Below are 24,004 nucleotides of genomic sequence, written 5' to 3' on the forward strand. Positions count from 1 at the left end.
CGCCATTGGCCGGCGCGAACCGGGGGGAACCATGAGCAGAAACGCTGCATCGTCCGCCTTGGCGCCGTCGCCGCTTCGCCCTTCGTCTCGTCCGCGTGTTTTGCTGATCGCCTGCCTCGCCTCGGCGGCGCTACTCGTCGCCGGATGCCAGAAACAACAGGCGGCGGAAAAGAAGCTGCCGGTGATGGTGACGACGCAGAAAGTGGCGCTTGCCGACTATGCGCCGCGAACCTCGCTGACCGGCGTCATCGCCGCGCGCACGCTCAACAACCTCTCCTTCCGCGTCGGCGGCCGGGTCGCCGAAAGGCTGGTCGATGTCGGCCAGCATATCGACCAGGGCGAGGTGCTGGCGCGCATCGATCCGCAGGAGCAGCAATCGGACCTGCGCTCGGCGCAGGCCGACCTCGATGCCGCGCAAGCGCAGTTGACGCAGGCCGCGGCTATCTATGAACGGCAAAAGACCCTGCTGGCCCGCGGCTTCACGACAAGGCGGGAGTTCGATACCGCCAACCAAACACTGAAGGTGGCTCAAGGCAGCCTTGATGCGGCGAAAAGCGCTTTGGCCAACGCCAAGGAAAACCTTTCCTATACCGAGCTCAAGGCTGGCGCCGCCGGCGTCATCACTGCGCGCCAGGTCGAGGCCGGACAGGTGGTGCAGGCGGCGCAGACTGTCTTCACCGTCGCCGAGGACGGCGACCGCGACGCCGTCTTCAACGTGCATGAAACGCTGGTGGTCCAGACGCCGCCTTCTCCGGCGGTAACAATCACGCTGCTTGGCGACCCGCAGATCAGGGCGGTCGGCAAGGTGCGCGAGATCTCGCCGGCGGTCGATACCGCCTCGGGATCGATCCGGGTCAAGATCGGCATAGCCGATACGCCGGCCGGGATGCCGCTGGGCGCGGCCGTCATCGGCACGGTCAGCGCCCGGTCGGTGAAAGCGATCCTGTTGCCCTGGCAGGCGCTGACCTCGGCCGGCGGTAAGCCCGCCGTCTGGCTCGTCGATCCGTCAAGCAAGACGGTGACGTCGGCGCCTGTCGAAGTGCTTGCCTTCGATTCCGGCATCGTCGCCGTCGACAAGGGCTTGCAGGAGGGCCAGAGCGTCGTCACCGCGGGAGGGCAATTGCTCAGCCCCGGACAGACGGTCGAGATCGCGGGGGCCAGCCAATGAGCCGGTTGACACGGATAGCTCCCCTCATCCTGCTTCTCTCGCTCGGCGCCTGCTCGCGTTCCGAGGAGAAGCCGCCGGAGGTCATCCGGCCGGTGCTGTCGATGGTCATCGAGCCGAAGACCGTCGAGACCTTCGGCTTCGCCGGCACGATACAGCCGCAATACAGCGCCGACCTCGCCTTCCGCCTGCTTGGCCGCATCGTCTCACGCGACGTCAAGGTCGGCGATCTCGTCGCCAAGGGCACGACGATCGCCGCGCTCGATCCGACAGCGCTGGAGCTGGCCGTGCAAGTGTCGAAAGCGGATCTGTCGAACGCCCAGGCGCAGTTCGCCAACACCGCGGCAAGCGAGGATCGCCAGCGCCAGCTGCTTGCAGCCGCCAACACGTCGCAGGCGACTTTCGATGCGGCAAAACAGGCCAGACAAGCCGCCGAAGCCGGCGTCGAGCGCGCCAACGCCGCTTTGGCCAAGTCGCAAGAGCAGCTCGGCTACGCCCGGCTGTTCTCCGACTTCGACGGTGTTGTGACCGCGACCGGCGCCGAGGTCGGCCAGACGGTTTCGGCCGGGCAGACCGTCGTCACCGTGGCGCGCACCGACCCGCGCGAGGCGGTGGTCGACATCCCGGATCAGTTGATCGGCGACCTCACCGTTGGCATGCCCTTCGACATCGTCCTGCAATCGCTGCCGACGATCAAAACCGCGGCCAGGCTGCGTGAGATCGCGCCGCAGTCCGAAGGCGCCACCCGCACGCGCCGGGTAAAGCTGACACTCGTCGATCCGCCGACGGCATTCCGGCTGGGCTCGACGATCACGGCGACGCGCATGACCAAGGTGGCGCCCACGATCGAGCTGCCGATGTCGGCGCTGCTCGAAAAGAACGGTGCCGCCAAAGTGTGGATCGTCGATCCGACGTCCTCTAGCGTCAGCACGCGCGAGATCAAGATCGCCGCAAAGAACGGCGCCACCTTCACGGTTGCCGAGGGGCTCGATGCCGGCATGCGCGTCGTCACCGCCGGCGTGCACAGCCTCGCCGAAGGCCAGAAGGTCAAAGTGCTGGAGGGCGGCGTCTGATGAAGGGCTTCAACCTCTCCGACTGGGCGCTCAGCCACCGCTCGATGGTCTGGTATTTCATGCTGGTCTTCGTCGTGGCCGGCGTCTTCTCCTATCTCAATCTCGGCCGCGAGGAAGACCCCGCCTTCACCATCAAGACCATGATCATCCAGGCAAACTGGCCGGGCGCTTCGGTCAGGGAGACGGTGCAGCAGGTGACCGACCGCGTCGAGAAGAAGCTCGAGGAACTCGACAGCCTCGACTTCACCCGCTCCGTCACCACCGCCGGCCAGACCGTCATCTTCGTCAACCTGAAGGACACCACCAAGGCGCGAGACGTCGTGCCGAACTGGCTTCAGGTACGCAACATGGTCAACGACATCAAGGCGCAGTTCCCGCAAGGCGTGCAGGGACCGTTCTTCAACGACCGCTTCGGCGACGTCTACGGCAATATCTACGCCTTCACCGCCGACGGGCTGACGCCGCGCCAGCTGCGCGACTATGTCGAGGATGTCCGCACGAAAATCCTGACGGTGCCGAATGCCGGCAAGGTCGACCTGGTCGGCGCGCAGGACGAGGCGATCTATCTCGAATTCTCGACGCGCCAGATCGCGGCGCTGGGCCTCAACCAGCAGCAGATCGTCGCCAGCCTGCAGGCGCAGAATGCCATCACGCCGTCCGGCGTCATCCAGTCCGGCCCGGAGCGCATCAGCGTGCGCGTCGGCGGCCAGTTCACCTCCGAGGAAAGCCTGCGCGCCATCAACCTGCGCGTCAACGACCGCTTCTTCCGGCTGAGCGACGTGGCGACGATCAGGCGCGGCTATGTCGACCCGCCGACGGCTTTGTTCCGCTTCAACGGCCAAGATGCGATCGGCCTTGCCATCGGCATGAAACCCAATGCCAATCTACTCAAATTCGGCGAGGCGCTGCATGAGGAGATGCAGAAGGTGCTGGCCGACCTGCCGGCAGGCGTCGGCGTGCATCTGGTGGCCGACCAGCCGGTGATCGTCGAAGAGGCGGTGTCAGGCTTCACCCGCGCGCTGTTCGAGGCCGTCGCCATCGTGCTCGCCGTCTCTTTCATCAGCCTCGGCATGCGCGCCGGCTTCGTCGTTGCGCTGTCGATCCCGCTGGTGCTGGCCATCACCTTCACGGTCATGGAGTATCTCGGCATATCGCTGCAGCGCATTTCGCTCGGCGCGCTGATCATCGCGCTCGGGCTTCTGGTCGACGATGCGATGATCGCCGTCGAGATGATGGTGGCGCGGCTGGAGGTCGGCGACAATCTGCGCAAGGCCGCGACCTATGTCTATACTTCGACTGCCTTCCCGATGCTGACGGGAACGCTGGTGACGGTCGCCGGCTTCATCCCGATCGGGCTCAATTCAAGCGCGGCCGGTGAATACACCTTCACGCTGTTCGTCGTCATCGCCGTATCGCTTCTGGTGTCATGGATCGTGGCGGTGCTGTTCGCGCCGCTGCTCGGCGTCACCATCCTGCCGTCGACGATGAAGACCAAGCACCATGACCAGCCCGGGCGCTTCACCTCGCTGTTCAGGCGCATCCTGGTCCTTTCCGTTCGCCGGCACTGGCTGACGATCATCGTGACGGTGCTTCTGTTTGCCGGCTCGATCGCCGGCTTCGGCCTCGTCCAGCAGCAGTTCTTCCCGCCATCCGACCGGCCGGAGCTGATCGTCGACTGGAACCTGCCGCAGAATTCCTCGATCACCGAGACGCGCGACCAGATGGAGCGCTTCGAGCAGCGGGCGCTGGTCGGCAATCCCGACATCGACCACTTCTCGTCCTATATCGGCCAGGGCGCGGTGCGCTTCGTGCTGGCCTATGACGTGCAGCCGGCCAATCCCTATTTCGGCCAGACCGTCATCGTCACCAAGAACATCGAGGCACGCAACCGGGTGAAGCCGGCGCTGGAGAAGCTGCTGCGCGACGAGTTTGTCGGCACCGACGCGTTCGTGAAGCTGCTCGAGCTCGGCCCGCCGGTCGGCCGTCCCGTGCAATATCGCGTCGGCGGTCCGGACATCCAGACGGTGCGGGAACTGGCGCAGCAATTCGCCGGCGTGATCTCGGCCAATCCGAAGCTCGCCGCGCCGACCTTCGACTGGAACGAGCCGCAGCGTGTGCTGCGGGTCGACGTGCTGCAGGACAAGGCCCGCCAACTCGGCATCACCTCGTCCGACATCGCCAGCACACTGAACAGCACGGTCGGCGGCTCGACGATCACGCAGATACGCGACGCGACCTACCTGATCAATGTCGTGGCGCGCTCTCGCGAGGCCGAGCGCGGCTCGATCGAGACGCTGCAGAACATGCAGCTGCCAACCGGCAATGGCGAATCGATCCCGCTCGCGGCGGTCGCCAATTTCCGCTACGACCTCGAACAGCCGACAGTGTGGCGGCGCGACCGCATCCCGACGATCACCGTGCGCGCCGGCCTGGTCGGCGACGTGCTGCCGGCGACCGTCGTCAACGAGCTGAAACCATCGGTCGACGCCTTCATCGCCAAGCTGCCGCCGGGCTATTCGATCGAGACCGCAGGCTCCGTCGAGGAAAGCGCCAAGAGCCAGGGGCCGATCGCGGCCGTGGTGCCGTTGATGCTGTTCGTCATGGCGACCATCCTGATGATCCAGCTGCAGAGCTTCCAGCGCCTGTTCCTGGTGGTTGCGGTGGCGCCGCTCGGCCTGATCGGCGTGGTGGCGGCGCTGGTGCCCAGCGGCGCGCCGCTCGGCTTCGTCGCCATCCTCGGCGTGCTGGCGCTGATCGGCATCCTGATCCGCAACTCGGTCATCCTGATCGTGCAGATCGAGGACCTGGTGAGGGAAGGCAAGGACCGCTGGGCGGCGGTGATCGAGGCGACCGAGCATCGCATGCGGCCGATCGCGCTGACGGCGGCGGCGGCCAGCCTCGCGCTGATCCCGATCGCGCGCGAAGTGTTCTGGGGACCGATGGCCTATGCGATGATGGGCGGCATCATCGCCGGCACGGCTATCACACTGCTGTTCCTGCCGGCGCTTTACGTGACGTGGTTCAGGATCAAGGAGCCGAAGCAAGGAGATGAAGCATCCGATCCGCAGAACAGCTCGACTTAGGGCCCCACTGGATCACTCGTTGTCGTTGGAGGGCACGGGGAGTGATTTGGCGCGCTGCCAAGGCGACAATTTTGAAGCTCGCCAAGCATGCCAGCCTTTGGGCAAATCGGCCAGTTCAAGGATACTCTCATCCAGCCGAACCACCTGTTCGAGGCCGACGATCATTATCTCGCGTTCATCCCAATCTCGTGTGTCGCTGCTGTGAAACTGCCAACTGCCACCTTCATCATTATTGGCATCGTCGTCGTCAGCTTCGTGCACAACGTATGCGATCCAATCATCAGACTTAAATATACTCTTGTCCGATAGCACCGCGACATTGGGTGGATCTGTGAATTTCCATTCTTTCATGGAATTCCCCAAGTAGATTGGCCCGAGCACGGAAGAACGAATTCACGCCGTTCTCACAAACCCTTCGCTGGCCCTCAGCAGATTGCGCGTGTAATCCGCGCTCACGCGATGGCCGATCAGTTGGCTCGCGGTCAGCGTCTCCACGGCCTCGCCGTTCTGCATCACCATCAACCGCTCGCACATATGGGTGATGATGGCGAGGTCGTGGCTGACCATCAGGAAGGTGAGCTTGCGGCGGCGCCGCACCTCTTCCAGGAGGTTCAGCACCTCCGCCTGCACCGAGGCGTCGAGCGCCGAGGTCGGCTCGTCGAGCAGCAGGATCGAAGGTTCGAGGATCAGCGCGCGAGCGATCGCGACGCGCTGGCGCTGGCCGCCGGAGAGCTGGTGCGCGTAGCGGAAGCGGAAGCCGGTGCCGAGACCGACCTCGTCCAGCGCGCGCTCGATGCGTTTTTCGCCGTCGGCGATGCCGTGGATGGCCAGCGGCTCCTGCAACAGGCGGTCGACCGTCTGGCGCGGATGCAGCGAGCCGTACGGATCCTGGAAGACCATCTGAACGTCGCGGTAAAAGGCCTTGTCGCGGGTCTTGCCGAGCCTCTTGCCGTTCACGGTGATGGCGCCCGCCGCAACCGGCGCAAGGCCGGTGATGGCCCTGAGCAGCGTCGACTTGCCAGAGCCGCTTTCGCCGACCAGGCCGTAGGACTCGCCTTCCTTGACTTCCAGGCTGACGCCCTTCAGCGCGCGAAACCGGTCGAAGATCACCTCCAGCCCGTCGATGGCGATCGCGGCCGTCATGCCGACCACTCCGGCTTGCGCTCAAGCACCGGAAGCGGATGGCGCTCGAAGCCGATTCTCGGCATGCAGTTGAGCAGACCGCGCGTGTAGGGGTGCCGGGCGTCGCGCAGCTCGGACGCCTTGATCTGCTCGACGACCTTGCCGGCATACATGACGACAACCCGGTCGCAGAAGGAGGAAACCAGGCGCAGATCGTGCGAGATGAAGATCAGCCCCATGCCACGCTCGGCCACCAGCTTGTCGAGGATGTTGAGCACATCGAGCTGCACGGTGACGTCGAGCGCCGAGGTCGGCTCGTCGGCGATCATCAGCTCGGGTCCGGTGATCAGCATCATGGCGATCATGGCGCGCTGGCCCATGCCGCCCGAGACCTCATGCGGGTAGAGATCGAAGACGCGGGCCGGGTCGCGGATCTGCACCGCCTGCAGCATGGCCAGCGCCCGCTCGCGCGCCTCGGCCTTGGAGACCTTTTCATGCGTGCGCAGCGTCTCGGCGATCTGGCGGCCGATGCTCATCACCGGGTCGAGCGAATATTTCGGATCCTGCAGGATCATGGCGATGCGGTTTCCGCGTAGCGCGCGGCGCTGACGAGGCGACATGGAAAGCAGATCCATGCCGTCGAAGGCGAGCTTCTTCGCCGACACCTGGGCCTGCGGCGGGGTGAGGCCCATGATGGCGCGGCCAGTCTGCGACTTGCCCGAGCCGCTCTCGCCGACGATGCCGAGGCGCTCGCGGCCGAGCGAGAAGGAGACGCCGCGCACGGCCTGCACGAGGCCGGTGCGGGTCGGGAAGGTGACGCGCAGATCGTCGACGTCGAGAAGCGTGTCGCCGCTCATTGGTCGCCGCTCCGGGGATCGAGCGCGTCGCGCAGGCCGTCGCCGAGCAGGTTGAAGCCCAAGCTGACGATGAGGATGGCGGCGCCGGGCGCGGCGGCCACCCACCACTGGTCGAGGATGAAGCGGCGGCCGGATGCGATCATCGCGCCCCATTCGGGCAGCGGCGGCTGCGCGCCGAGGCCGAGGAAGCCGAGGCCGGCGGCGGTCAGGATGATGCCCGCCATGTCGAGGGTGACGCGGATGATCAGCGAGGAGATGCACATCGGCATGATGTGGCGCAGCACGATGCGGAAGGGCGAGGCGCCCATCAATTGCACCGCCTTGATGTAGTCGGAGTTACGCACGGTCAGCGTCTCGGCGCGCGCGATACGCGCGTAAGGCGGCCACGACGTGATGGCGATCGCCAGCACCGCATTCTCGATGCCGGGGCCAAGCGCGGCGACGAAGGCCAGCGCCAGCACCAGCTTGGGAAAAGCGAGAAAGATGTCGGTGATGCGCATCAGGATCGTATCGGTCCAGCCGCCGGCATAGCCGGCGACGGCGCCGACCAGTAGGCCGATGGGCGCGGCGATGATGGCGACCAGGATCACCACATAAAGCGTCCAGCGGGCGCCGTAGACGATGCGCGAATAGATGTCGCGGCCGAGGTCGTCGGTGCCGAACCAATGCGCGGCGCTGGGGGCCAGCAAGCGGGCGTTCTTCAGATCGCCGAAGGTCGGCGAATAGGGCGCCAGCACGTCGGCAAGGGCGGCGACCACCAGGAGCCCAATGATGATGAGCATGCCGACCAGCGCCAAACGGTTGGCCGAGAAGCGCCGCCAGGCGACATAGGCGCGGCCGAGCCTCGCCTGCAGGCGCGAGGCCGGGCGGTCGCTGAGCAGCCATTCACGCCGCGACTGGATGGTTGCCACGCTCATCCGACCTTGGTCCTTGGATCGAGCAACCGGTAGAGCAGGTCGGACAAAAGGTTGATGGCGATGAAGACCGAGCCGATGACGATGGTGCCGCCGAGCACGGCGTTCATGTCGGCGTTGGTCAGCGAATTGGTGATGTAAAGACCGATGCCCGGCCAGGAGAAGACGGTCTCGGTCAGCACCGAGCCTTCGAGCAGGCTGGCATAGGACAGCGCGATCACGGTGACCATCGGCACGGCGGCGTTGCGCAGCGCGTGGCCCCAGATGATGCGCGTTTCCGACAGGCCCTTGGCGCGCGCGGCAACGATGTATTCCTGCGCCAGTTCGTTCAGCATGAAGGAGCGCGTCATGCGGCTGATATAGGCAAGCGCGAAATAGCCGAGCAGCCCGGCCGGCAGGACGATGTGGCGCCAGGCGTCGTAGAAGACGTCCCACTGCCCCTGGATAGCGGCGTCCAGCAGATAGAAGCCGGTGATCGGCGTGAAGGTGTATTCGTAGACGACGTCGAGCCGCGCCGGAAACGCCACCCATTGAAGCTTGGCGTAGAACAGCACGAGCCCGAGCAAGCCCAGCCAGAAGATCGGCACGGAATAGCCGATCAGGCCGATGATACGGGCGATCTGGTCGATCAAACTGCCACGCTTGACGGCGGCCAGCACGCCGAGCGGCACGCCGATGACGGCGCCGATCAGCGTGCCGAGCGTGGCGAGCTCGATGGTCGCCGGAAAGACGCGTCGGATGTCGGTCATGACCGGATTGGTGGTCAGCACCGAGGTGCCGAAGTCGCCGCTGAGCGCTGCTTTGACGTAGAGGTAGAACTGCTCGATCCAGGGCAGGTCGAGACCCATCTCGCGGCGCGTGCGTTCCACCACGGCCGTCGGCGCGCGGTCGCCGAGCACGGCCAGCACCGGATCGATCGGAATGACGCGACCGATGAAGAAGGTCACCGCGAGCAGACCGAGATAGGTCGTCACAGCGATAACCAGGAAACGGCCAAGCGACGATAGAATGGCGACGGCGCGGGCGCCGCCGCGCCCCACCGCCGCCTGATTGTCAGCCACGCTCACGCGTCGCCGCCGGCACTATTCCTTCGAGACCGGCCAGACGAAGTTGGTGTCGAAGCTCGGGCCGAGCGCGAAGCCCTTGAGGTTCTTGCGCAGGCCAGCCACTTCGAGCTGCTGATGGATGATGACGAAGGGGCTGGTGTCGAGGATCTTCTGCTGGAGGTCCTTGTAGATGTCGGCGCGCTTGGCCGAATCCTTCTCCAGCAGCGCCGCCTCGGTCTGCTTGGTCAGGTCCGGAATGTCCCAGGCGTTGCGCCAGGCCAGCGTCTTGATCTTGGCGGCGTCGGAATTGTCCGGGTTAGAGGCGAAGGTCTGGGCGTTGGAGTTCGGATCGAAATAATCCTGGCCCCAATTGCCGATATAGATGTCGTGGTTGCGGGCGCGATACTTGGTCAGCGTCTGCTTACCATCGCCCGGAATGATCTCCAGCTGGATGCCGGCCTGGCCGAGCGTCTGCTGGATCGATTCCGCCATGCCGGTGGTCGGCTGGCCGACGCGCACGTCCATGGTCACCTTGAAGCCGTCCGGCACGCCGGCCTTGGCGAGCAGTCCCTTGGCCTTGGCGACGTCGAGCTTGAAGGGATTGTTGTCGATGGCGCCAAGGTCGCCCTTGGGCAGGAAGGACTGGTGGATCTCGCCGATTCCCTTGAGGATGGTGGTGCTCAGCGCATCATAGTCGATCAGATATTTGAATGCCTGGCGGACCTCGGGCTTGGCGAGCGTCGCATTCTTCTGGTTGAGGCTGATATAATAGACTGTGCCCTTCGGCGCGCTGGTGGTGGTGAGATCGGCGTTCTTGGCGATGGCGTCGAGATCGTTCGGTTCGAGATTGCGGGCGACATCGATGTCGCCGGCTTCCAGCGCCAGGCGCTGCGCCGAGCTTTCCTTCATGTTGCGGTAGATGACGCGGGCGAGCTTGGCCTTCTCGCCGTTGTAGTTGTCGTTGCGCTCCAGCACGACCGCTTCGTTGGCGCGCCATTCGCGCAGCTTGTATTGACCGGAACCGGCATAGCCGGTCTTCAGCCAGGCATTGCCGAAATCATTGTCCCATTTGTAGTCGGCGCTCGGCGTGACGGCGGCGACATGCTCCTTGACCAGCTTGGCGTCGACGACCGAAGCGACCGTCGCCGAGAGGCAGTTCAGCACGAAGCTCGGCGCATAAGGCTTGTCGACCACGAACTGGAAGGTGGTGTCGTCGACGGCCTTGGCCTTTTCGGCGACGTTGTCGCCGCTGATGCCGAATTGGTTGATGATGAAGGCCGGGCTCTTGTCGAGCTTGATGGCGCGTTCGAAGGAATAAGCGACGTCGGCCGCGGTGATCGGGTTGCCGGACGCGAACTTCATGCCGGGCTTGAGCTTGAAGGTATAGGTCAGGCCGTCGTCGGAAACGCTCCAGCTCTCGGCGAGGTCAGGCTTGACCTTGGAGGTGTCGCTGAGGTCGAGGCGGACCAGTAGATCATAGGTGTTGCCGGTGACTTCGGCGGTCGACAGTTCGAACGCTTCGCCCGGATCCATGGAGATGATGTCGTCGATAGCGAAACCCTCGACCAGCGTATCGGCAGGCGTAACCGCAAAGGCGGGCGCCGTAAACAGCGCCGACATGGCCACGCCTACAAGCAAGGCACGCGAGCGCAAAGCAAAGTTTTCCAGCATCATGGTGATCGTTCCCTGTTTTGTTGACCTGAGTTCCCGGCTCAGGCTGTGGCACTTTCTTGCCGGCCGAATGACGGCCCCCGGACCCGTTATCGCAGCGGTTTTTGTCCAGTTGGTCAACACCATAACGAGCAGCGATCGACCCGGCAACGAGCATTTGCAAGGCGGCGTATTGGACCAGGGAGGGCCAAGGCCAGTCGAAGCACAAGCCGGCCAACCGGCGGCGCCGATCGGAAACGATGACCTAATTCGGCGGCTTATTTCAGAGCGGCGACTAGGCTCGCATCGGGAAAGCAGGTCGGCGCCTTGCCGTTCTTGGCCTGCCACACGCCGATCGAACGGCGCGTCTTGAAGCCGGGCAAGCCATCGGCGGTGCCGACATCGTAGCCCTTGGCTTCCAGCGCCCGCTGCAGGGCGGCAATGTCGGAGCGGTGCAGATCGCCGACCGGCCCCCAACCGCCGGTGAAGGTGAAGTCGCCCTTGGCGATGCGGTCGGCGGCATGGCCGATGAACAGGCCGTAGAGGTCGCTGTTGTTGTATTGCTTGATCACATAAAAGTTCGGCGTGACGAGGAAGGCCGGGCCGCTGCGTCCGGCCGGCATGAGCAGCGAGCTTTGTGCCTTCAGCTCGCTTGCCTGAAACGCCTTGTTGTCGGCGCGCCGGATGCCCATCGCCACCCAGTCGGAAATCTTCTTGCCCTGGTCGGGACCTTCCAGCGCGCAAGAGACGTTCGTCGGCACGGTCACCTCGACGCCCCAGCCACGCCCCCTCGCCCAGCCGTAATGGACGAGATAGTTGGCGATGGAGGCCAGCACGTCCGGCGTCGAATTCCAGATGTCGGGATGGCCGTCGCCGTCGAAATCGACGGCGTGCTTCAAGAACGATGTCGGCATGAATTGCGGCTGGCCGAGCGCGCCGGCCCAGGACGACTTCATGGCATTGACGGGGGCTAGCCCACGCTCGACGATATCGAGCGCGGCCAGCAGCTCGGTGCGGAAGAAATCCTTCTTGGTCGACATGAAGGCCTTGGTGCCCAGCACCTCGAAGGCGTCGTAAGGCATCTTGGCCGCGCCAAAGCCGGTCTCGCGACCCCAGATCGCCAGCACGATCTCGCTCGGCACTCCGTAGCGCTTCTCGATCAGGCCCAGCACCCTGGAATTGGCGCTCTCGCGCGTGCGGCCGCCCGAGGTGACGGCGCGGACGATACTCTCGGCAAAATAGTTGGCGGGCGGCCCGAACTCGGCCTGGTGCTGCTTTTGCGGCGTCGTCGGTTCTTCGCCGGGCATGACGAGGTCAGGCAGCTTGAGGTTCGGCTTCACGCCGAGGAAGGCCTCGTCGAAGGTTTTTTTGGAGATTCCTTTGGATTTGGCCTCCGGCCAGAGGTCGGTCTGCAGCCAGGAGCGGAACTGGTCGTCGACGGGGGCGGCGTGGGTGGGGAGAGAGACGAAGACACAGAATAGTGCGAGCAGAAGAATGGAAAGGCCGCGTTTTGTCGTCATTTCCAAATTGCCCCCCATAACCTCAAAACGCCGTCCGCGACCGCAGGGCCGCCGCCAGCGTGCCTTCGTCGAGATAGTCCAGCTCGCCGCCAACCGGGACGCCATGCGCCAGCCGGGTCACCTTCACCTCGAAGCCTGAAAGCTGATCGGTGAGATAATGCGCGGTCGTCTGCCCCTCGACGGTGGCGTTGACGGCAAGGATCACTTCCTTCACCTCGCCGACGGCGACGCGATCGACCAGCGAGCGGATGTTCAATTGATCCGGCCCGATGCCGTCGAGCGGCGACAGCGTGCCGCCGAGCACATGGTAGCGCACGTTCATAGCCGCCGCGCGCTCCAGCGCCCAGAGATCGGAGACGTCCTCGACGACGATCAGCGTGCCGGCGTCGCGGCGCGGATCGGTGCAGATCATGCAAGGATCGGAGGTGTCGACATTGCCGCAGGTCGAACAGATGCGCACCTTGTCGACCGCTTCGCCCATGGCGGCGGCCAAAGGCTCGAGCAGCTGCTCCTTCTTCTTGATGAGATGCAGCGCGGCGCGGCGGGCCGAGCGGGGCCCAAGCCCCGGCACCTTGGCCAGGAGCTGGATCAGGCGTTCGATCTCGGGACCGGCGATTCTCTTCGACATCGCCTTGATCTAGGATTTTTCAGCGCGGTTTGGAACAGCCCCAACAACACAAGAGGCGTCATGCTGCCATGGCGGGTCTTGCGTCGAATGCAATCGGGTTCAGTTGGTTTCGAGCGGCCGTTCCTGGCTGGCGATCATCGCGCCGATGGCGTCGGTGTTCTCAGGCGTCGACTGGAAGCCCATCGCCGCTTCCTGCGGCGCGCCCTGCACCGAGGTGATGTATTTGGGCTTCAAAGCGCCGCCGAAACGCGAGGCGTCCGGCTCGGCCATTGGCTCCTGCATCGCCACAACAGTCTCTTTCTGGGGCGTCTGCTTCTGGGCAATCTGCTTCTGGGCGACGCGGCCGCCCTTCTGAGACGGCGTCACCGAGGCGGTCATGTAAGTCTGGTCGGCGGCAACGGTTTTGGCCTTCTTGGCCGGAGATGCCGGCTCGACGGCCGCCGTCATATAGGTCTGCTTGGTCGGGTCAGGACGCACGATCGTCTTTACCACCGGTTCCATCGGCTCGGCGGAGGCGAGCAGCACCGGCGCTGCCTGAGCCGGCTTTTGCGGGCCATCCGAATTCATGGCGACCATCGGCTCATCCGGCAGCGGCTGCCAGTTGCGGCCGCGCTTCTCGTAGAAGGCATTGCCGCCGGCCACCATCGTGTAGTGCATGTTCTTGTAAGGGAAGCGCAGGCCGGCAGTGTGAAAGAACATCGTGTTCTTGAGCTTGGACTTGCGCTCGCCCCTCAGCACCGCGTCGGCGGCTTCTTCGACGTCGGGCAGTGCCTTGGAATTCATCGGACGTGTCAGCACGCCTGGCGCGAACTGGCCCTTCTCACCGACGACCTCGCAGATGGTGCTGCCGTGCTGGCCCGAGCGCAGTCGGTTCATCACCACCGTGCCGACGGCGATCATGCCGTCGCGGCTCGACCGGTTGGATTCGAAGAACATCGCCCTTTGCAGGCACTCCTTGTCCTTCATCGAAGCGCCGTAGGAGCGTGTGGTTAGGAAGCTCGGCGTGATGGCATTCGTCAGGCTCGCCACCGACATGCCGTGCGAGGACGTGGTCTGGCTGCAGCCGGCCAGGAGCAAGGGGGAAGCGGCGATGCCGATAAGCAGCAGCGGCGTCTTCCATCGCGTCGCGATCAACAAAAAAGCCTCATGTCCAGATGCCAGCCCGCCCCGAGATGTGGCAAGAATGAGACTCTTTCGGGCAAAAAGATGGCTAGAGGGTTAGCAAAATCTGGACTTGGGTAAAACTTTATGAAAGCCGCGAAATGAGCGCGTGAGCATCGCCGTAGAAATGGTTAATAACGCCGCCAGCGCTCAATTTCCGTTCATAATCAATTAACTGGCGCAAGCCGGCTCAAAACGGCAATTTCATGCCCGGAGGAATCGGCAAGCCTGCCGTAAGCGCCTTGGTCTTCTCCTGCATGATCTGCTCGACCTTATTTTTGGCGTCATTGTGGGCCGCCAAAATGAGGTCTTCCAGGATCTCGGCCTCGTCCGCCTTGATCAGCGAGGGATCGATCTTCAGCGCCTTCATCTCGAACTTGCCGGTCAGCGTGATGCTGACCAGGCCGCCGCCCGACTGTCCGGTGGCTTCGAGCGTGGCGATCTCGTCCTGCATGGCCTGGAACTTGGCCTGCATTTCCTTCGCCTTGCCCATCAGGCCGAGAAGATCTTTCATCCAAATGTCCTCTTTGTTTTGTCCGTTAGCGATTATGGTCCGACCGGTAACCGGCCCATGGATCACGCTCTAGATTTCATCATCATCCGCGGCCGGCTCGACCGGCACTTCGGCCTCGGCCTCTTCCACGTCCGGCACGTCCGGAATGCGCACGTCGATGATCTTGGCGCCGGGGAAGCGCGCGAGAATGGCAGCGACGGTGGGATCGCTCTTGGCGTCGGAGAAAGCGTTCTCGCGCTTGGTCGTCTCCATCTCGGCAAGCGTCTGGCCGCCCTCTTCCTTGGACAGCGACACCAGCCAGTTGCGGCCCGTCCAGGCGCGCAGCTTTGAAGTCAGGTCGTTGAGCAGCATCTTGGGTGCGTCATCGGTAAGGGTGACGTCGAGACGACCGGTCTCGATGCGGACCGGCCGCACGCAGCGTTTCAACAGCACCTTGAAGGCTATGTCGCGATTGGCATCGGCAAGCGCGACGATGTCGGCCAGGGATTTGACCGGAACGGCCGGCGTCTCGACGACAGGCTCGGGCGCTGGCGTGAAGGCCACAGGCGCTGGCTGCGCCTCGACCAGCCGCATGGTCTGCGCGCCGCCATTCGAAGCGGGCATGCGCGCCTGCGCGACCGCGCTGGCGCCGCCGCCCGCCGGCGACCCGTTGGCCGGCGCTCCGTTCGAGCGCGGCGCGCCGTTCGGCACGGGGCCTGCGCCTTCCAGCGATTTCAGCGCTTCGTCCAGCGTCGGCAGGTCGGCGGCATGCGCCAGCCGGATCAGCACCATCTCGCCGGCGCTGACCGGACGGTTGGAGGACTGCACCTCGGGGATGCCCTTCAACAGCATCTGCCAGCTTCGCGACAGCACCCTGACCGACAGCGTGTTGGCGAATTCGGCGCCGCGCCGGCGCTCGTCCTCGGAGAGCGAAGCGTCGTCCGCCGCGGTCGGCACGAAACGCAGGCGGGTGACGAGGTGGTTGAATTCGGCAAGGTCGGTGAGCACGGCGGCCGGGTCGGCGCCAGTGTCATACTGGGCGCGGAACTCGGCCAAGGCCGCCGCGACGTCGCCCTTCATGACGTATTCGAACAGGTCGATGATGCGGGCGCGGTCGGCAAGGCCGAGCATCGCCCTCACCGCTTCGGCACTGACCGTGCCGCTGCCATGGGCGATCGCCTGGTCGAGGATGGAAAGCGAATCGCGCGCCGAGCCCTCGGCGGCGCGCGCGATCATCGCCAGCGCGTCATCGTCGACCGAAATGCCTTCCTTGGCGGCGATCGAAGACAGATGCGCGACCAGCGCGCCGGCATCGATGCGGCGCAGGTCGAAGCGCTGGCAGCGCGACAGGACCGTGATCGGGACCTTGCGGATCTCGGTGGTGGCGAAGATGAATTTGACGTGCGGTGGCGGCTCTTCCAGCGTCTTCAGCAGGCCGTTGAAGGCCTGCGTCGACAGCATGTGCACTTCGTCGATGATATAGACCTTGTAGCGGGCCGAGACCGGCGCATAGCGCACGCGGTCGATGATGTCGCGAATGTCGTCGATGCCGGTATGCGAGGCGGCGTCCATCTCGATGACGTCGACATGCCGACCTTCCATGATCGCCTGGCAATGCTCGCCGGGGATGGACAGATCGACGGAAGGCTGGTCGACGGCGGCGGTCTTGTAGTTGAGCGCCCGCGCCAGGATGCGCGCCGTCGTCGTCTTGCCGACCCCGCGCACGCCGGTCAGCATCCAGGCCTGGGCGATGCGGCCGGTGGCGAAGGCGTTGGTCAGCGTGCGGACCATCGGCTCCTGGCCGATCAGCTCGGAAAAATTCGAGGGGCGGTATTTGCGCGCCAGCACGCGATAGGCGCCGGTCTTTCCTGTCTCCGCGCTTGCTGGCCCGAAATTTCCGGCTTCGCTCATTCGCCGTCAAAAGCTCCAAGGACCGCGGGCGGCCGATTCCTGCGCATAGTCTCGCCCGCACGGCTTGGCGCCGTCAATGTCGCGGGAGAAAGGCGAAGAGGCGGGAGGCTGGAACAATGACCCGTTCCGGGCTCGTTAGGGCTGCTTCCTTCCGGACCTGACCCGGTTGGCGAGTGGATCGTCCACCACCAACCTCCCGCGCTCCATATCGGCAATTCGGCGACGAAATGCAAGGGCGGAGCGGATGATGGCAGCGACATCGGGAACGGAAACTCCCTCAAATCGCCAAGAACGGCCAATGATTCGCTTGCAGCCACCTTGCCGCCGCTCTAGCGTCTCGGGTTTGAAGAAGACTATAAAAACGAGGAAACGCCCATGCTGCCTGGCCTCAAGGCCGGATTCACGCTGGACGCCCGGCTTGAGGCGGACAGCGAGCAGCTTATGTGGCTCGGTCTTTGCGAACTCAGGCTGATGAACGACCGGCGCTGGCCGTGGCTGGTGCTGGTGCCGCAGCGTCCGGGCATGGAAGAAATCCATGAGATGACGCCGCTCGACCAGGCGATGCTCACCTTCGAGACCAATATGGTGGCGCAGGCGCTGAAACGGGTGACCGGCTGCACCAAGATCAACACCGGCGCTTTGGGCAACATCGTGCGCCAGTTGCACGTCCATGTCATCGCCCGCAGCGAGGGCGATCCGGCCTGGCCGGGGCCGGTCTGGGGGCACGGCATGCGCGAACCCTACCAGCGCGCCGACATCCGGCGGTTTGCCCAAACGATCAAGGCGGCGCTATAAGCTCAACAGTGTCCACCTGCATCCCTTTGAGTCCCCCATGAGCTTTCGCCTGTTTGACGCGCCTTTGCGCGAGCCGAGCCAGTTCGTCGGTTTCGCCGGCAACCGGATCGACCGGCAATCGGAGAACCGCGCCGACGACGCGGTGGATAAGGCGCTGGCGGACCCGGCGGCCCGGCTGATGCTGATGCATGCCGGCCGGCTTTATTTGAAGCTCGACGACGGCAAGTTCGACCCCTGGTTCACCGCGACCGAAAGCCAGCCCTTCGAGGTGTCGCTCGATCAGGGCGTGCTGCTCGGCTTTGTCGATGGCGGGCCGGTGCTTGCCGTTCCGGCCGGCGTCGAGCCGGAGAAGCTTCCGGAGACGATCAAGGCGATCGACTACCGGTCCGTCTATATGCAAGGGCTGATCGACGAGGCGGCGGCCGGCGCGCTGGCGCAGGGAGCGGCATTGCTTGCCTGGCATGCCAGCCACGCCTTCTGCTCGAAATGCGGCAACCGCTCGGAAATGCGGGCGGGCGGCTACCGGCGGCACTGCCCGGCCTGCGGCACCGACCATTTCCCGCGCACCGATCCGGTGGCGATCATGCTGACCGCGACGCGCGAAAAATGCCTGCTCGGGCGCGGCCGGCATTTCGCGCCGGGCATGTATTCCGCACTTGCCGGCTTCATCGAGCCCGGCGAGACGATCGAGGCGGCGGTGCGGCGCGAGACGCTGGAAGAGGCCGGCATCAGGCTCGGCCGCGTCGTCTACCACGCCAGCCAGCCCTGGCCGTTTCCCTATTCGCTGATGATCGGCTGCTTCGGCGAGCCGCTCAACGAGGACATCCAGGCCGATCTCAACGAGCTGGAAGACTGCCGCTGGTTTTTTCGCGACGAGGTGCGCAGGATGCTGGAAAGGACGCATGATGGCGGCCTGATCACGCCGCCCAAGGGGGCGATCGCGCACCACCTTATCCGCGCCTGGGTCGACAGCGAATAGGAGCAGCAAATGATCCGTCACACCGTCGTGTTCACCTTGAAGCATGAACCGCATTCGCTGGAGACGAAGCGCTTCCTGCATGATGCGAAGAAGATCCTCACCGGGATCAAAGGCGTCACGCATTTCGAGCAGTTGCGCCAGGTCAGCCCGAAGAACGACTTCCAGTACGGCTTCTCGATGGAGTTCGCCGACCAGGCCGCCTATACGCGCTACAACGAGCATCCCGACCACGTCGCCTTCGTGCGCGACCGCTGGGTGCCGGAGGTCGAGAAGTTCTTGGAGATCGACTATGTGCCGCTAGGCTTTGGTTGAGATTCCGCCCGGTGCCGACGTCAGAGATTAGCGCGAACCTCCGCGACCTCGTCATTCCAGGGCGGAGCGAAGCGAAGACCCTGGAATCCATGCCGTGACCCTAATCGAGGGCGCGGCGGAGCAGAATTCTGCACCGTTGGGCGGCGCTTCAGCGTAACGGAATGGATCCTCGGGTCTGCGCGCGTCGCTTCGCTCCTTGCTTCGCCCGTGGATGACGAAGCACGAGCGTCTCGGCTAACCTCGGGTGAGTTTGCCCTAATCCGCGACCTTCCATTCATCGCGCGAGGCGCTTGCCGGGAGACGATGCCGTCAGTGGCGAAGCCCATGGCTAACACTGCGAAGCAACCCTATCGCGGACTTGCGATGGGTCGCCATTCATGCGCTCAAACCTCGCAATTCCTGCTCAAACGGATTAGTGTGGTTATGCAACCACTTTTTGCGAAATTGATGTGATCACCACGCTTTCAGGCCGCGAACTCAATCAGGGTCTTGGCCGCGCAAAACGCGCTGCCAAGGACGACCGTGATCATCACCTACAGGGGGCGACCAATGCATGTCCTCATGTCGTTCGATGAATATAAACGGCTCACCGGTAAAACGCGGTCGCTCGGTGACATGCTGGCTGCGCCGGAAGCAGGCGACACTGACCTGCCGGTTCAGCCCCGCACGGAACATGCCCAACCGGTAGACCTTTCGTGATGCCGTAGCTCGATATCCTTGGCGCTAGACTAATCCGCCACCTTCCACTCGTCGCGCGAGGCGCTGGCCGGATAGACGCCGAGGATGCGCATCTCGCGCGAGAAGAAGCGCAGCTCGTCGAGCGCGAGCTTGACCAGCGGATCGTCAGGGTGACCCTCGATGTCGGCGTAGAACAGCGTCGCGGTAAAGGCGCCGAGCTGGTAGCTTTCCAGCTTGGTCATGTTGACGCCGTTGGTGGCGAAGCCGCCCATGGCCTTGTAGAGCGCCGCCGGCACGTTGCGGACGCGGAACATGAAGGTGGTCATCATCTTGGCGTCCGGCGCTGGGCGCTCCACCCACTGCTTGTTCTTGGTCAGGACGACGAAGCGGGTGACGTTGGAATCGGTGTCCTCGACATTCCTCTCGATGATGTCGAGGCCATAGAACTCGGCGGCCAGGGCCGGCGCCAGCGAGGCCATGGTGCGGTCCTTGACCTCGGAGACCATCTTGGCCGAACCCGCGGTGTCGCCGGCGATCACCGGCTTCCAGCCGTTCTTGCGGATGTATTTGCGGCACTGTCCCAGCGCATGGATGTGGCTGTGAACGGTCTTGATCTCTTCGCGCTTCACGCCCGGAAGCACCATGAGCTGGAAGTGGATCGGCAGAAAATATTCGCCGACGATGTGCAGCTTCGATTCCGGCAACAGATGATGGATGTCGGCGACCCGGCCGGCGATGGTGTTCTCGATCGGGATCATGGCGAGCTCGGCCTTGCCGGTCTCGACCGCGTTGAAAGCGTCCTCGAAGGTCGGGCAAGGCAACGGCTCCATCGACGGGAACATGTTGCGGCAGGCGGTGTCGGAATTGGCGCCGGGCTCGCCCTGGAAGGAAATTCGGTTGGTCTTGGCGGTCATGCTTGCTGTCTCAGTTTGAAAGGATCTGCCTGGCGCGATCGAGGTCGTGCGGCGTGTCGACGCCGAGCGGGAGCGACTGCACGATCTCGGCGTCGATGCGCATGCCGGCTTCGACCGCGCGCAACTGCTCCAGCCGCTCGCGGCGTTCGAGCGGCGACGGTTTCAGCGCCACGAAGCGCTCAAGTGCTGAGCGGCGATAGGCGTATAGGCCAATGTGATGGTAGAGCGGCCCCTCGCCCCAGGGAGCGGTGGCGCGGGTGAAATAGAGCGCCCTGAGCCGCGTCGCCGACAACGGCGAGCCGACGATCTTGACCACGTTCGGATTGGTCTTTTCCTCGTCGCGCACGATCTCGACACCGAGCGTGGCGATGTCGACCGAGGCGTCCGCGAACGGGCGCAGCGAGGCGCCGATGATCTCGGGATCGATGGTCGGCAGGTCACCCTGCACATTGACGATGGTTTCGACCTTCCTGTCCGGATCGAGCGCTGTCAGCGCCTCGAAGATGCGGTCGGATCCGGATTCGTGGTCCGTGCGGGTCATGACCGCCTCAAAACCATGCGCCCGCACGGCCTCGGCGACGGCTTCGGTGTCGGTCGCCACCACCACGCGACCAAGCCCGGCCTCGGCACCGCGGCGGGCGACATGGACGATCATCGGCGCGCCGGCAATGTCGGCCAGCGGCTTGCCCGGCAGGCGCGTCGAGGCCATGCGGGCGGGGATCAGGATCAGGGTCGACATCGGATTTTCAAGCGGCCGGAAAAAGCGGATGGAAAAGTGGCAAAAGGTCTCACTGGAAGCGCCCTTATATGTGTTGCAACGCCGGAGCAAAAGACCTAGTTTCCGCCCGATTTGACTGGCCTTCCGAGGCAGTTCGCGATACCGACGGACGGAGTGGACGGGACGGTCCGCCGGAAAAGGGAGCAAGGGGCGCATGGATTCCAACGAAGTCAACAAGCTGCTCGGCGGATTTCTGGGAACCTGCTTCGTCGTCTTCTCGATAGGCCTGATCTCGGACGGGCTCTATGCCTCGCCGGCGCCTGAAAAACCCGGCTTCATCATCGAGGCGACCGAACCGACCGAAGGCGGTCCGGCCGCGCCCGCCGCCGAAGCCAAGCCGATCGCCGATCTTCTGACCACCGCCAGCGCCGATGCGGGCGCCGCCATTTTCAAGAAGTGCCAGGCCTGCCATTCCGGCGAAAAGGGCGGCCCGAACAAGGTCGGTCCGGATCTGTGGGACATCGTCGACCGCCCGGTCGCCGAGCATGAGGGCTTCGCCTATTCGGCCGGCATGAAGGATTTCTCCAAAGGCGGCCAGGAGCATTGGACCTACGATAACCTCAACCACTTCATCACCTCGCCGAAGAAGTTCGTGAAGGGCACGGCGATGGGCTTTGCCGGCCTGCCGAAGGATGAGGACCGCGCCAACGTCATCGCCTATCTGCGCACGCTGTCTGACAATCCGAAGCCGCTGCCGACACCGGGCGCCGCCGCCGATGCCTCGGCAAAGCCGGCCGAGGCCGCGAAGCCCGCGGAAGGGGCCGCTCCCGCCAAGCCGGCCGAAGGCACTGCCCCGGCGAAGCCCGCGGCGCCGGCTCAATAAACAAATTGTAATAGAGATATCCTCAGAAAAGCCGGGTTCGTCCCGGCTTTTCTGTTAGGAAATCCTGATGGGCGGCGACAAAGCCCGTCCTTGCGGTTTTCACCGGCGTCAAATGATCTAGATTGCGGGTGGCGAGCAATTCCAGGAAAAGTGCGACGCGGTTTTCCGTCCGGAATTGCGTCAAACAAAGGTTCGCGACGAGGAGAACGCATGAAGGTTGGCCGCTTCCGCGCAGTTTTCGCATCGGTGCTCGCGCTCGCCTTCGCCGCCAGCCTCCAGGCCAGCTTCGCCGACGAATGGCACACCACCTCCTCGCTGATCGGCCCCTCCAAGTATGGCGAGAATTTCCAGCGCTACGACTACGTCAATCCGGACGCGCCGAAGGGCGGAACATACAATTCCGTTGTTGTCGGCACCTACGACAGCTTTAACCCCTACATCGTGGCGGGATCGCCGGCCGCGGGACTGGCCGGCTTCGGCGGCGGGCTGCTCTACGACACGCTGATGGATCAGGCGCAAGACGAAGGCAGTGTCAGCCACCCGCTGGTCGCCGAGGCCTACAAATACCCTTCGGACTATTCATCGGCGACCTACAGGCTCGACCCACGCGCAAAATGGCATGACGGCCAGCCGATCACCGTCGACGATGTGATCTGGTCCTTCCAGGTGCTGAAGGCCAACGCGCCGCAATACAACCGCTATTTCGAGAACGTCACCGACGCGGTGGCGATCTCGGATCGTGAAGTCGAGTTCCATTTCAACCAGAAGGGCAACCGCGAGTTGCCCAAGATCATCGGCGATCTCGTCGTCCTGCCGAAGCACTGGTGGGAAGGCACCGACGCCAGCGGCAAGAAGCGCGACATCACCAAGCCGACGCTCGAGCCGCCGCTAGGATCGGCCGCCTACAAGATCGCCAGCTTCAAGCCGGGCTCGGAGATCGTCTGGCAGCGCGTGCCCGACTATTGGGCGGCCAAGATGCCGGTGAAGATCGGCCGCGAGAATTTCGATACCCAGCGCTTCACCTACATCCTCGACGACAATGCCGCCTGGGAGGCGTTCAAGAAGGGTGGGCTTGACGACATCAAGCCGGAAAACAGCTCGCGACGCTGGGCGACGTTTTATGATTTCCCGGCAATCAAGGCCGGCGATGTGATCAAGCAAGAATTCAAGACCACCTCGCCCGAGCCCATGCAGGCGTTCATGCTCAACCAGCGTCGACCGCTGTTCCAGGATCGCCGGGTGCGTGAGGCGCTGACCTACCCCTATGATTTCGAGACGATGAACCGCACGCTGTTCTTCAATTCCAACACGCGCACCCAGAGCTATTTCCAGGGCACGGAACTCGCGTCGAGCGGGCTGCCGCAAGGCAAGGAACTCGAAATCCTGGAGAAGTATCGCGACAAGCTGCCACCTGAACTGTTCACTCAGGAATTCAAGCTGCCGGTCTACGACTCACCGCAGGCCGAGCGCAAATATCTGAAGCAGGCGGTCGACCTCTTCGCCCAGGCTGGCTGGGTGATCAAGGGCGGCAAGATGGTGAACGCCAAGACCGGCGCGCCGTTCAAATTCGAGATCCTCGGCACGTCGGACACCGACCAGATCCTTTCCGGCAACTATATCGCCAATCTGCGCAAGATCGGCGTCGATGCAACGCTGCGCATCATCGATACCAGCCAGTACGTCAACCGCGTCAACAATTTCGATTACGACGTCATCACCAACCTGCTGCAACAGTCGGAGTCGCCCGGTAACGAACAGCGCGACTTCTGGAGTTCCAAGGCCGCAGATTCACCCGGCTCGCGCAACTATTCCGGCATCAAGGACCCGGTCGTCGATGCGCTTGTCGACCGCATCATCTTCGCCACCGACCGCGACGACCTCGTCGCCGCCACCCATGCGCTCGATCGCGTGCTTCTGTGGAACTACTACGTGGTGCCGCAATTCTATCGCGCGGTGGTGTGGCTGGCCTACTGGAACAAGTTCGGCATGCCGCAAAAGCAGCCCAGCTACCGGGGTGCCGATATCGATTCCTGGTGGATCGAAACCGAGAAAGAAAAGGCGCTCGCCGCCAAATACAAGGGCGGCAACTGATGCGGCGGCGA

At 64.0% G+C, this 24,004-nt stretch carries 21 protein-coding genes, 1 other RNA gene and 1 pseudogene; 9 read left to right on the plus strand and 14 right to left on the minus strand.

The features are described from left to right. The first annotated feature begins 31 nt into the window (after nucleotides 1–31). The 3 genes from FJ988_RS01275 to FJ988_RS01285 are packed head-to-tail and all read left to right on the plus strand — an operon-like array spanning nucleotide 32 to nucleotide 5,321. Nucleotides 32–1,168, plus strand: a complete 1,137-nt coding sequence (locus FJ988_RS01275; protein WP_140814931.1) for an efflux RND transporter periplasmic adaptor subunit — start codon at nucleotides 32–34, stop codon at nucleotides 1,166–1,168. Continuing rightward, nucleotides 1,165–2,238, plus strand: coding sequence for an efflux RND transporter periplasmic adaptor subunit (locus tag FJ988_RS01280; protein ID WP_140814932.1), 1,074 nt, complete (start codon nucleotides 1,165–1,167; stop codon nucleotides 2,236–2,238). Before FJ988_RS01275 ends, FJ988_RS01280 begins: the two co-directional genes overlap by 4 nt. Then, complete coding sequence (locus FJ988_RS01285; protein ID WP_140814933.1) at nucleotides 2,238–5,321, plus strand: efflux RND transporter permease subunit; 3,084 nt, start codon at nucleotides 2,238–2,240, stop codon at nucleotides 5,319–5,321. Before FJ988_RS01280 ends, FJ988_RS01285 begins: the two co-directional genes overlap by 1 nt. Before the next feature lie 12 nt (nucleotides 5,322–5,333). Here the strand turns inward: FJ988_RS01285 and FJ988_RS01290 are convergent, their stop codons facing one another. The 12 genes from FJ988_RS01290 to ffs all read right to left on the minus strand — a co-directional run bounded on the left by FJ988_RS01290 (nucleotide 5,334) and on the right by ffs (nucleotide 16,820). Next, on the minus strand, nucleotides 5,334–5,672 hold the full coding sequence (locus FJ988_RS01290; protein WP_140814934.1) for a DUF2185 domain-containing protein: 339 nt from the start codon (nucleotides 5,670–5,672) through the stop codon (nucleotides 5,334–5,336). 42 nt (nucleotides 5,673–5,714) lie between these two features. After that, on the minus strand, nucleotides 5,715–6,464 hold the full coding sequence (locus FJ988_RS01295) for an ABC transporter ATP-binding protein (protein ID WP_140814935.1): 750 nt from the start codon (nucleotides 6,462–6,464) through the stop codon (nucleotides 5,715–5,717). Further along, nucleotides 6,461–7,300, minus strand: a complete 840-nt coding sequence (locus FJ988_RS01300) for an ABC transporter ATP-binding protein (protein WP_140814936.1) — start codon at nucleotides 7,298–7,300, stop codon at nucleotides 6,461–6,463. Before FJ988_RS01300 ends, FJ988_RS01295 begins: the two co-directional genes overlap by 4 nt. Next, nucleotides 7,297–8,217, minus strand: a complete 921-nt coding sequence (nikC, locus tag FJ988_RS01305; protein WP_140814937.1) for a nickel transporter permease — start codon at nucleotides 8,215–8,217, stop codon at nucleotides 7,297–7,299. Before nikC ends, FJ988_RS01300 begins: the two co-directional genes overlap by 4 nt. Then, the gene (locus FJ988_RS01310) at nucleotides 8,214–9,281 is read right to left on the minus strand and encodes an ABC transporter permease (protein WP_140814938.1); all 1,068 of its coding nucleotides are present in this window, start codon (nucleotides 9,279–9,281) and stop codon (nucleotides 8,214–8,216) included. The genes nikC and FJ988_RS01310 overlap by 4 nt, the downstream gene beginning before the upstream one ends. A 15-nt stretch (nucleotides 9,282–9,296) precedes the next feature. Further along, nucleotides 9,297–10,880 carry an ABC transporter substrate-binding protein gene (locus FJ988_RS01315; protein ID WP_246688419.1) on the minus strand — a complete coding sequence of 528 codons (1,584 nt, stop codon included), beginning with the start codon at nucleotides 10,878–10,880 and terminating at the stop codon, nucleotides 9,297–9,299. 308 nt (nucleotides 10,881–11,188) lie between these two features. Continuing rightward, a complete protein-coding gene (locus FJ988_RS01320) occupies nucleotides 11,189–12,430 on the minus strand; it encodes a lytic murein transglycosylase (protein WP_181183387.1) in 1,242 nt (413 codons plus the stop codon). Nucleotides 12,431–12,452: 22 nt separating this feature from the next. Then, a complete protein-coding gene (gene recR, locus FJ988_RS01325; RefSeq protein ID WP_041001549.1) occupies nucleotides 12,453–13,058 on the minus strand; it encodes a recombination mediator RecR in 606 nt (201 codons plus the stop codon). A gap of 99 nt (nucleotides 13,059–13,157) precedes the next feature. Continuing rightward, nucleotides 13,158–14,192, minus strand: a complete 1,035-nt coding sequence (locus FJ988_RS01330) for a cell wall hydrolase (RefSeq protein WP_140814941.1) — start codon at nucleotides 14,190–14,192, stop codon at nucleotides 13,158–13,160. A 217-nt stretch (nucleotides 14,193–14,409) separates the two neighbouring features. Next, nucleotides 14,410–14,733 carry a YbaB/EbfC family nucleoid-associated protein gene (locus FJ988_RS01335; protein ID WP_140814942.1) on the minus strand — a complete coding sequence of 108 codons (324 nt, stop codon included), beginning with the start codon at nucleotides 14,731–14,733 and terminating at the stop codon, nucleotides 14,410–14,412. A 69-nt stretch (nucleotides 14,734–14,802) separates the two neighbouring features. Then, entirely contained in the window at nucleotides 14,803–16,623 is a 1,821-nt protein-coding gene (locus FJ988_RS01340) for a DNA polymerase III subunit gamma/tau (RefSeq protein ID WP_140814943.1), read from the minus strand. Nucleotides 16,624–16,723: 100 nt separating this feature from the next. Continuing rightward, nucleotides 16,724–16,820, minus strand: an RNA gene (gene ffs / locus FJ988_RS01345) — signal recognition particle sRNA small type. A 178-nt stretch (nucleotides 16,821–16,998) separates the two neighbouring features. Here ffs and FJ988_RS01350 point away from each other — a divergent pair. The 4 genes and pseudogenes from FJ988_RS01350 (at nucleotide 16,999) to FJ988_RS01365 (ending at nucleotide 19,408) form a co-directional block, all read left to right on the plus strand. After that, nucleotides 16,999–17,418: an HIT domain-containing protein gene (locus FJ988_RS01350; protein ID WP_140814944.1), complete on the plus strand. Its 420-nt coding sequence runs from the start codon at nucleotides 16,999–17,001 to the stop codon at nucleotides 17,416–17,418. A 37-nt stretch (nucleotides 17,419–17,455) separates the two neighbouring features. Next, on the plus strand, nucleotides 17,456–18,397 hold the full coding sequence (nudC, locus tag FJ988_RS01355; protein ID WP_140814945.1) for an NAD(+) diphosphatase: 942 nt from the start codon (nucleotides 17,456–17,458) through the stop codon (nucleotides 18,395–18,397). 9 nt (nucleotides 18,398–18,406) lie between these two features. Beyond that, on the plus strand, nucleotides 18,407–18,709 hold the full coding sequence (locus FJ988_RS01360; protein ID WP_140814946.1) for a Dabb family protein: 303 nt from the start codon (nucleotides 18,407–18,409) through the stop codon (nucleotides 18,707–18,709). 449 nt (nucleotides 18,710–19,158) lie between these two features. Beyond that, nucleotides 19,159–19,408 (plus strand): annotated as a pseudogene (locus tag FJ988_RS01365) (type II toxin-antitoxin system Phd/YefM family antitoxin). 29 nt (nucleotides 19,409–19,437) lie between these two features. On the opposite strand, the gene FJ988_RS01370 reads toward FJ988_RS01365, so the two are convergent. Further along, on the minus strand, nucleotides 19,438–20,301 hold the full coding sequence (locus FJ988_RS01370; RefSeq protein ID WP_140814947.1) for a prephenate dehydratase: 864 nt from the start codon (nucleotides 20,299–20,301) through the stop codon (nucleotides 19,438–19,440). Nucleotides 20,302–20,311: 10 nt separating this feature from the next. After that, nucleotides 20,312–21,040 carry a 3-deoxy-manno-octulosonate cytidylyltransferase gene (locus FJ988_RS01375; RefSeq protein WP_140814948.1) on the minus strand — a complete coding sequence of 243 codons (729 nt, stop codon included), beginning with the start codon at nucleotides 21,038–21,040 and terminating at the stop codon, nucleotides 20,312–20,314. 193 nt (nucleotides 21,041–21,233) lie between these two features. Here FJ988_RS01375 and FJ988_RS01380 point away from each other — a divergent pair, with 193 nt between their 5' ends. Continuing rightward, a complete protein-coding gene (locus FJ988_RS01380) occupies nucleotides 21,234–21,902 on the plus strand; it encodes a cytochrome c family protein (RefSeq protein ID WP_140814949.1) in 669 nt (222 codons plus the stop codon). A gap of 210 nt (nucleotides 21,903–22,112) precedes the next feature. Further along, nucleotides 22,113–23,993 (plus strand): extracellular solute-binding protein, encoded by a 1,881-nt coding sequence (locus FJ988_RS01385; protein ID WP_140814950.1) that lies wholly within the window; start codon nucleotides 22,113–22,115, stop codon nucleotides 23,991–23,993. Nucleotides 23,994–24,004: the final 11 nt, after the last annotated feature.

It is taken from the genome of Mesorhizobium sp. CU3 (genome assembly GCF_006442965.1).
Taxonomy (GTDB): domain Bacteria; phylum Pseudomonadota; class Alphaproteobacteria; order Rhizobiales; family Rhizobiaceae; genus Mesorhizobium.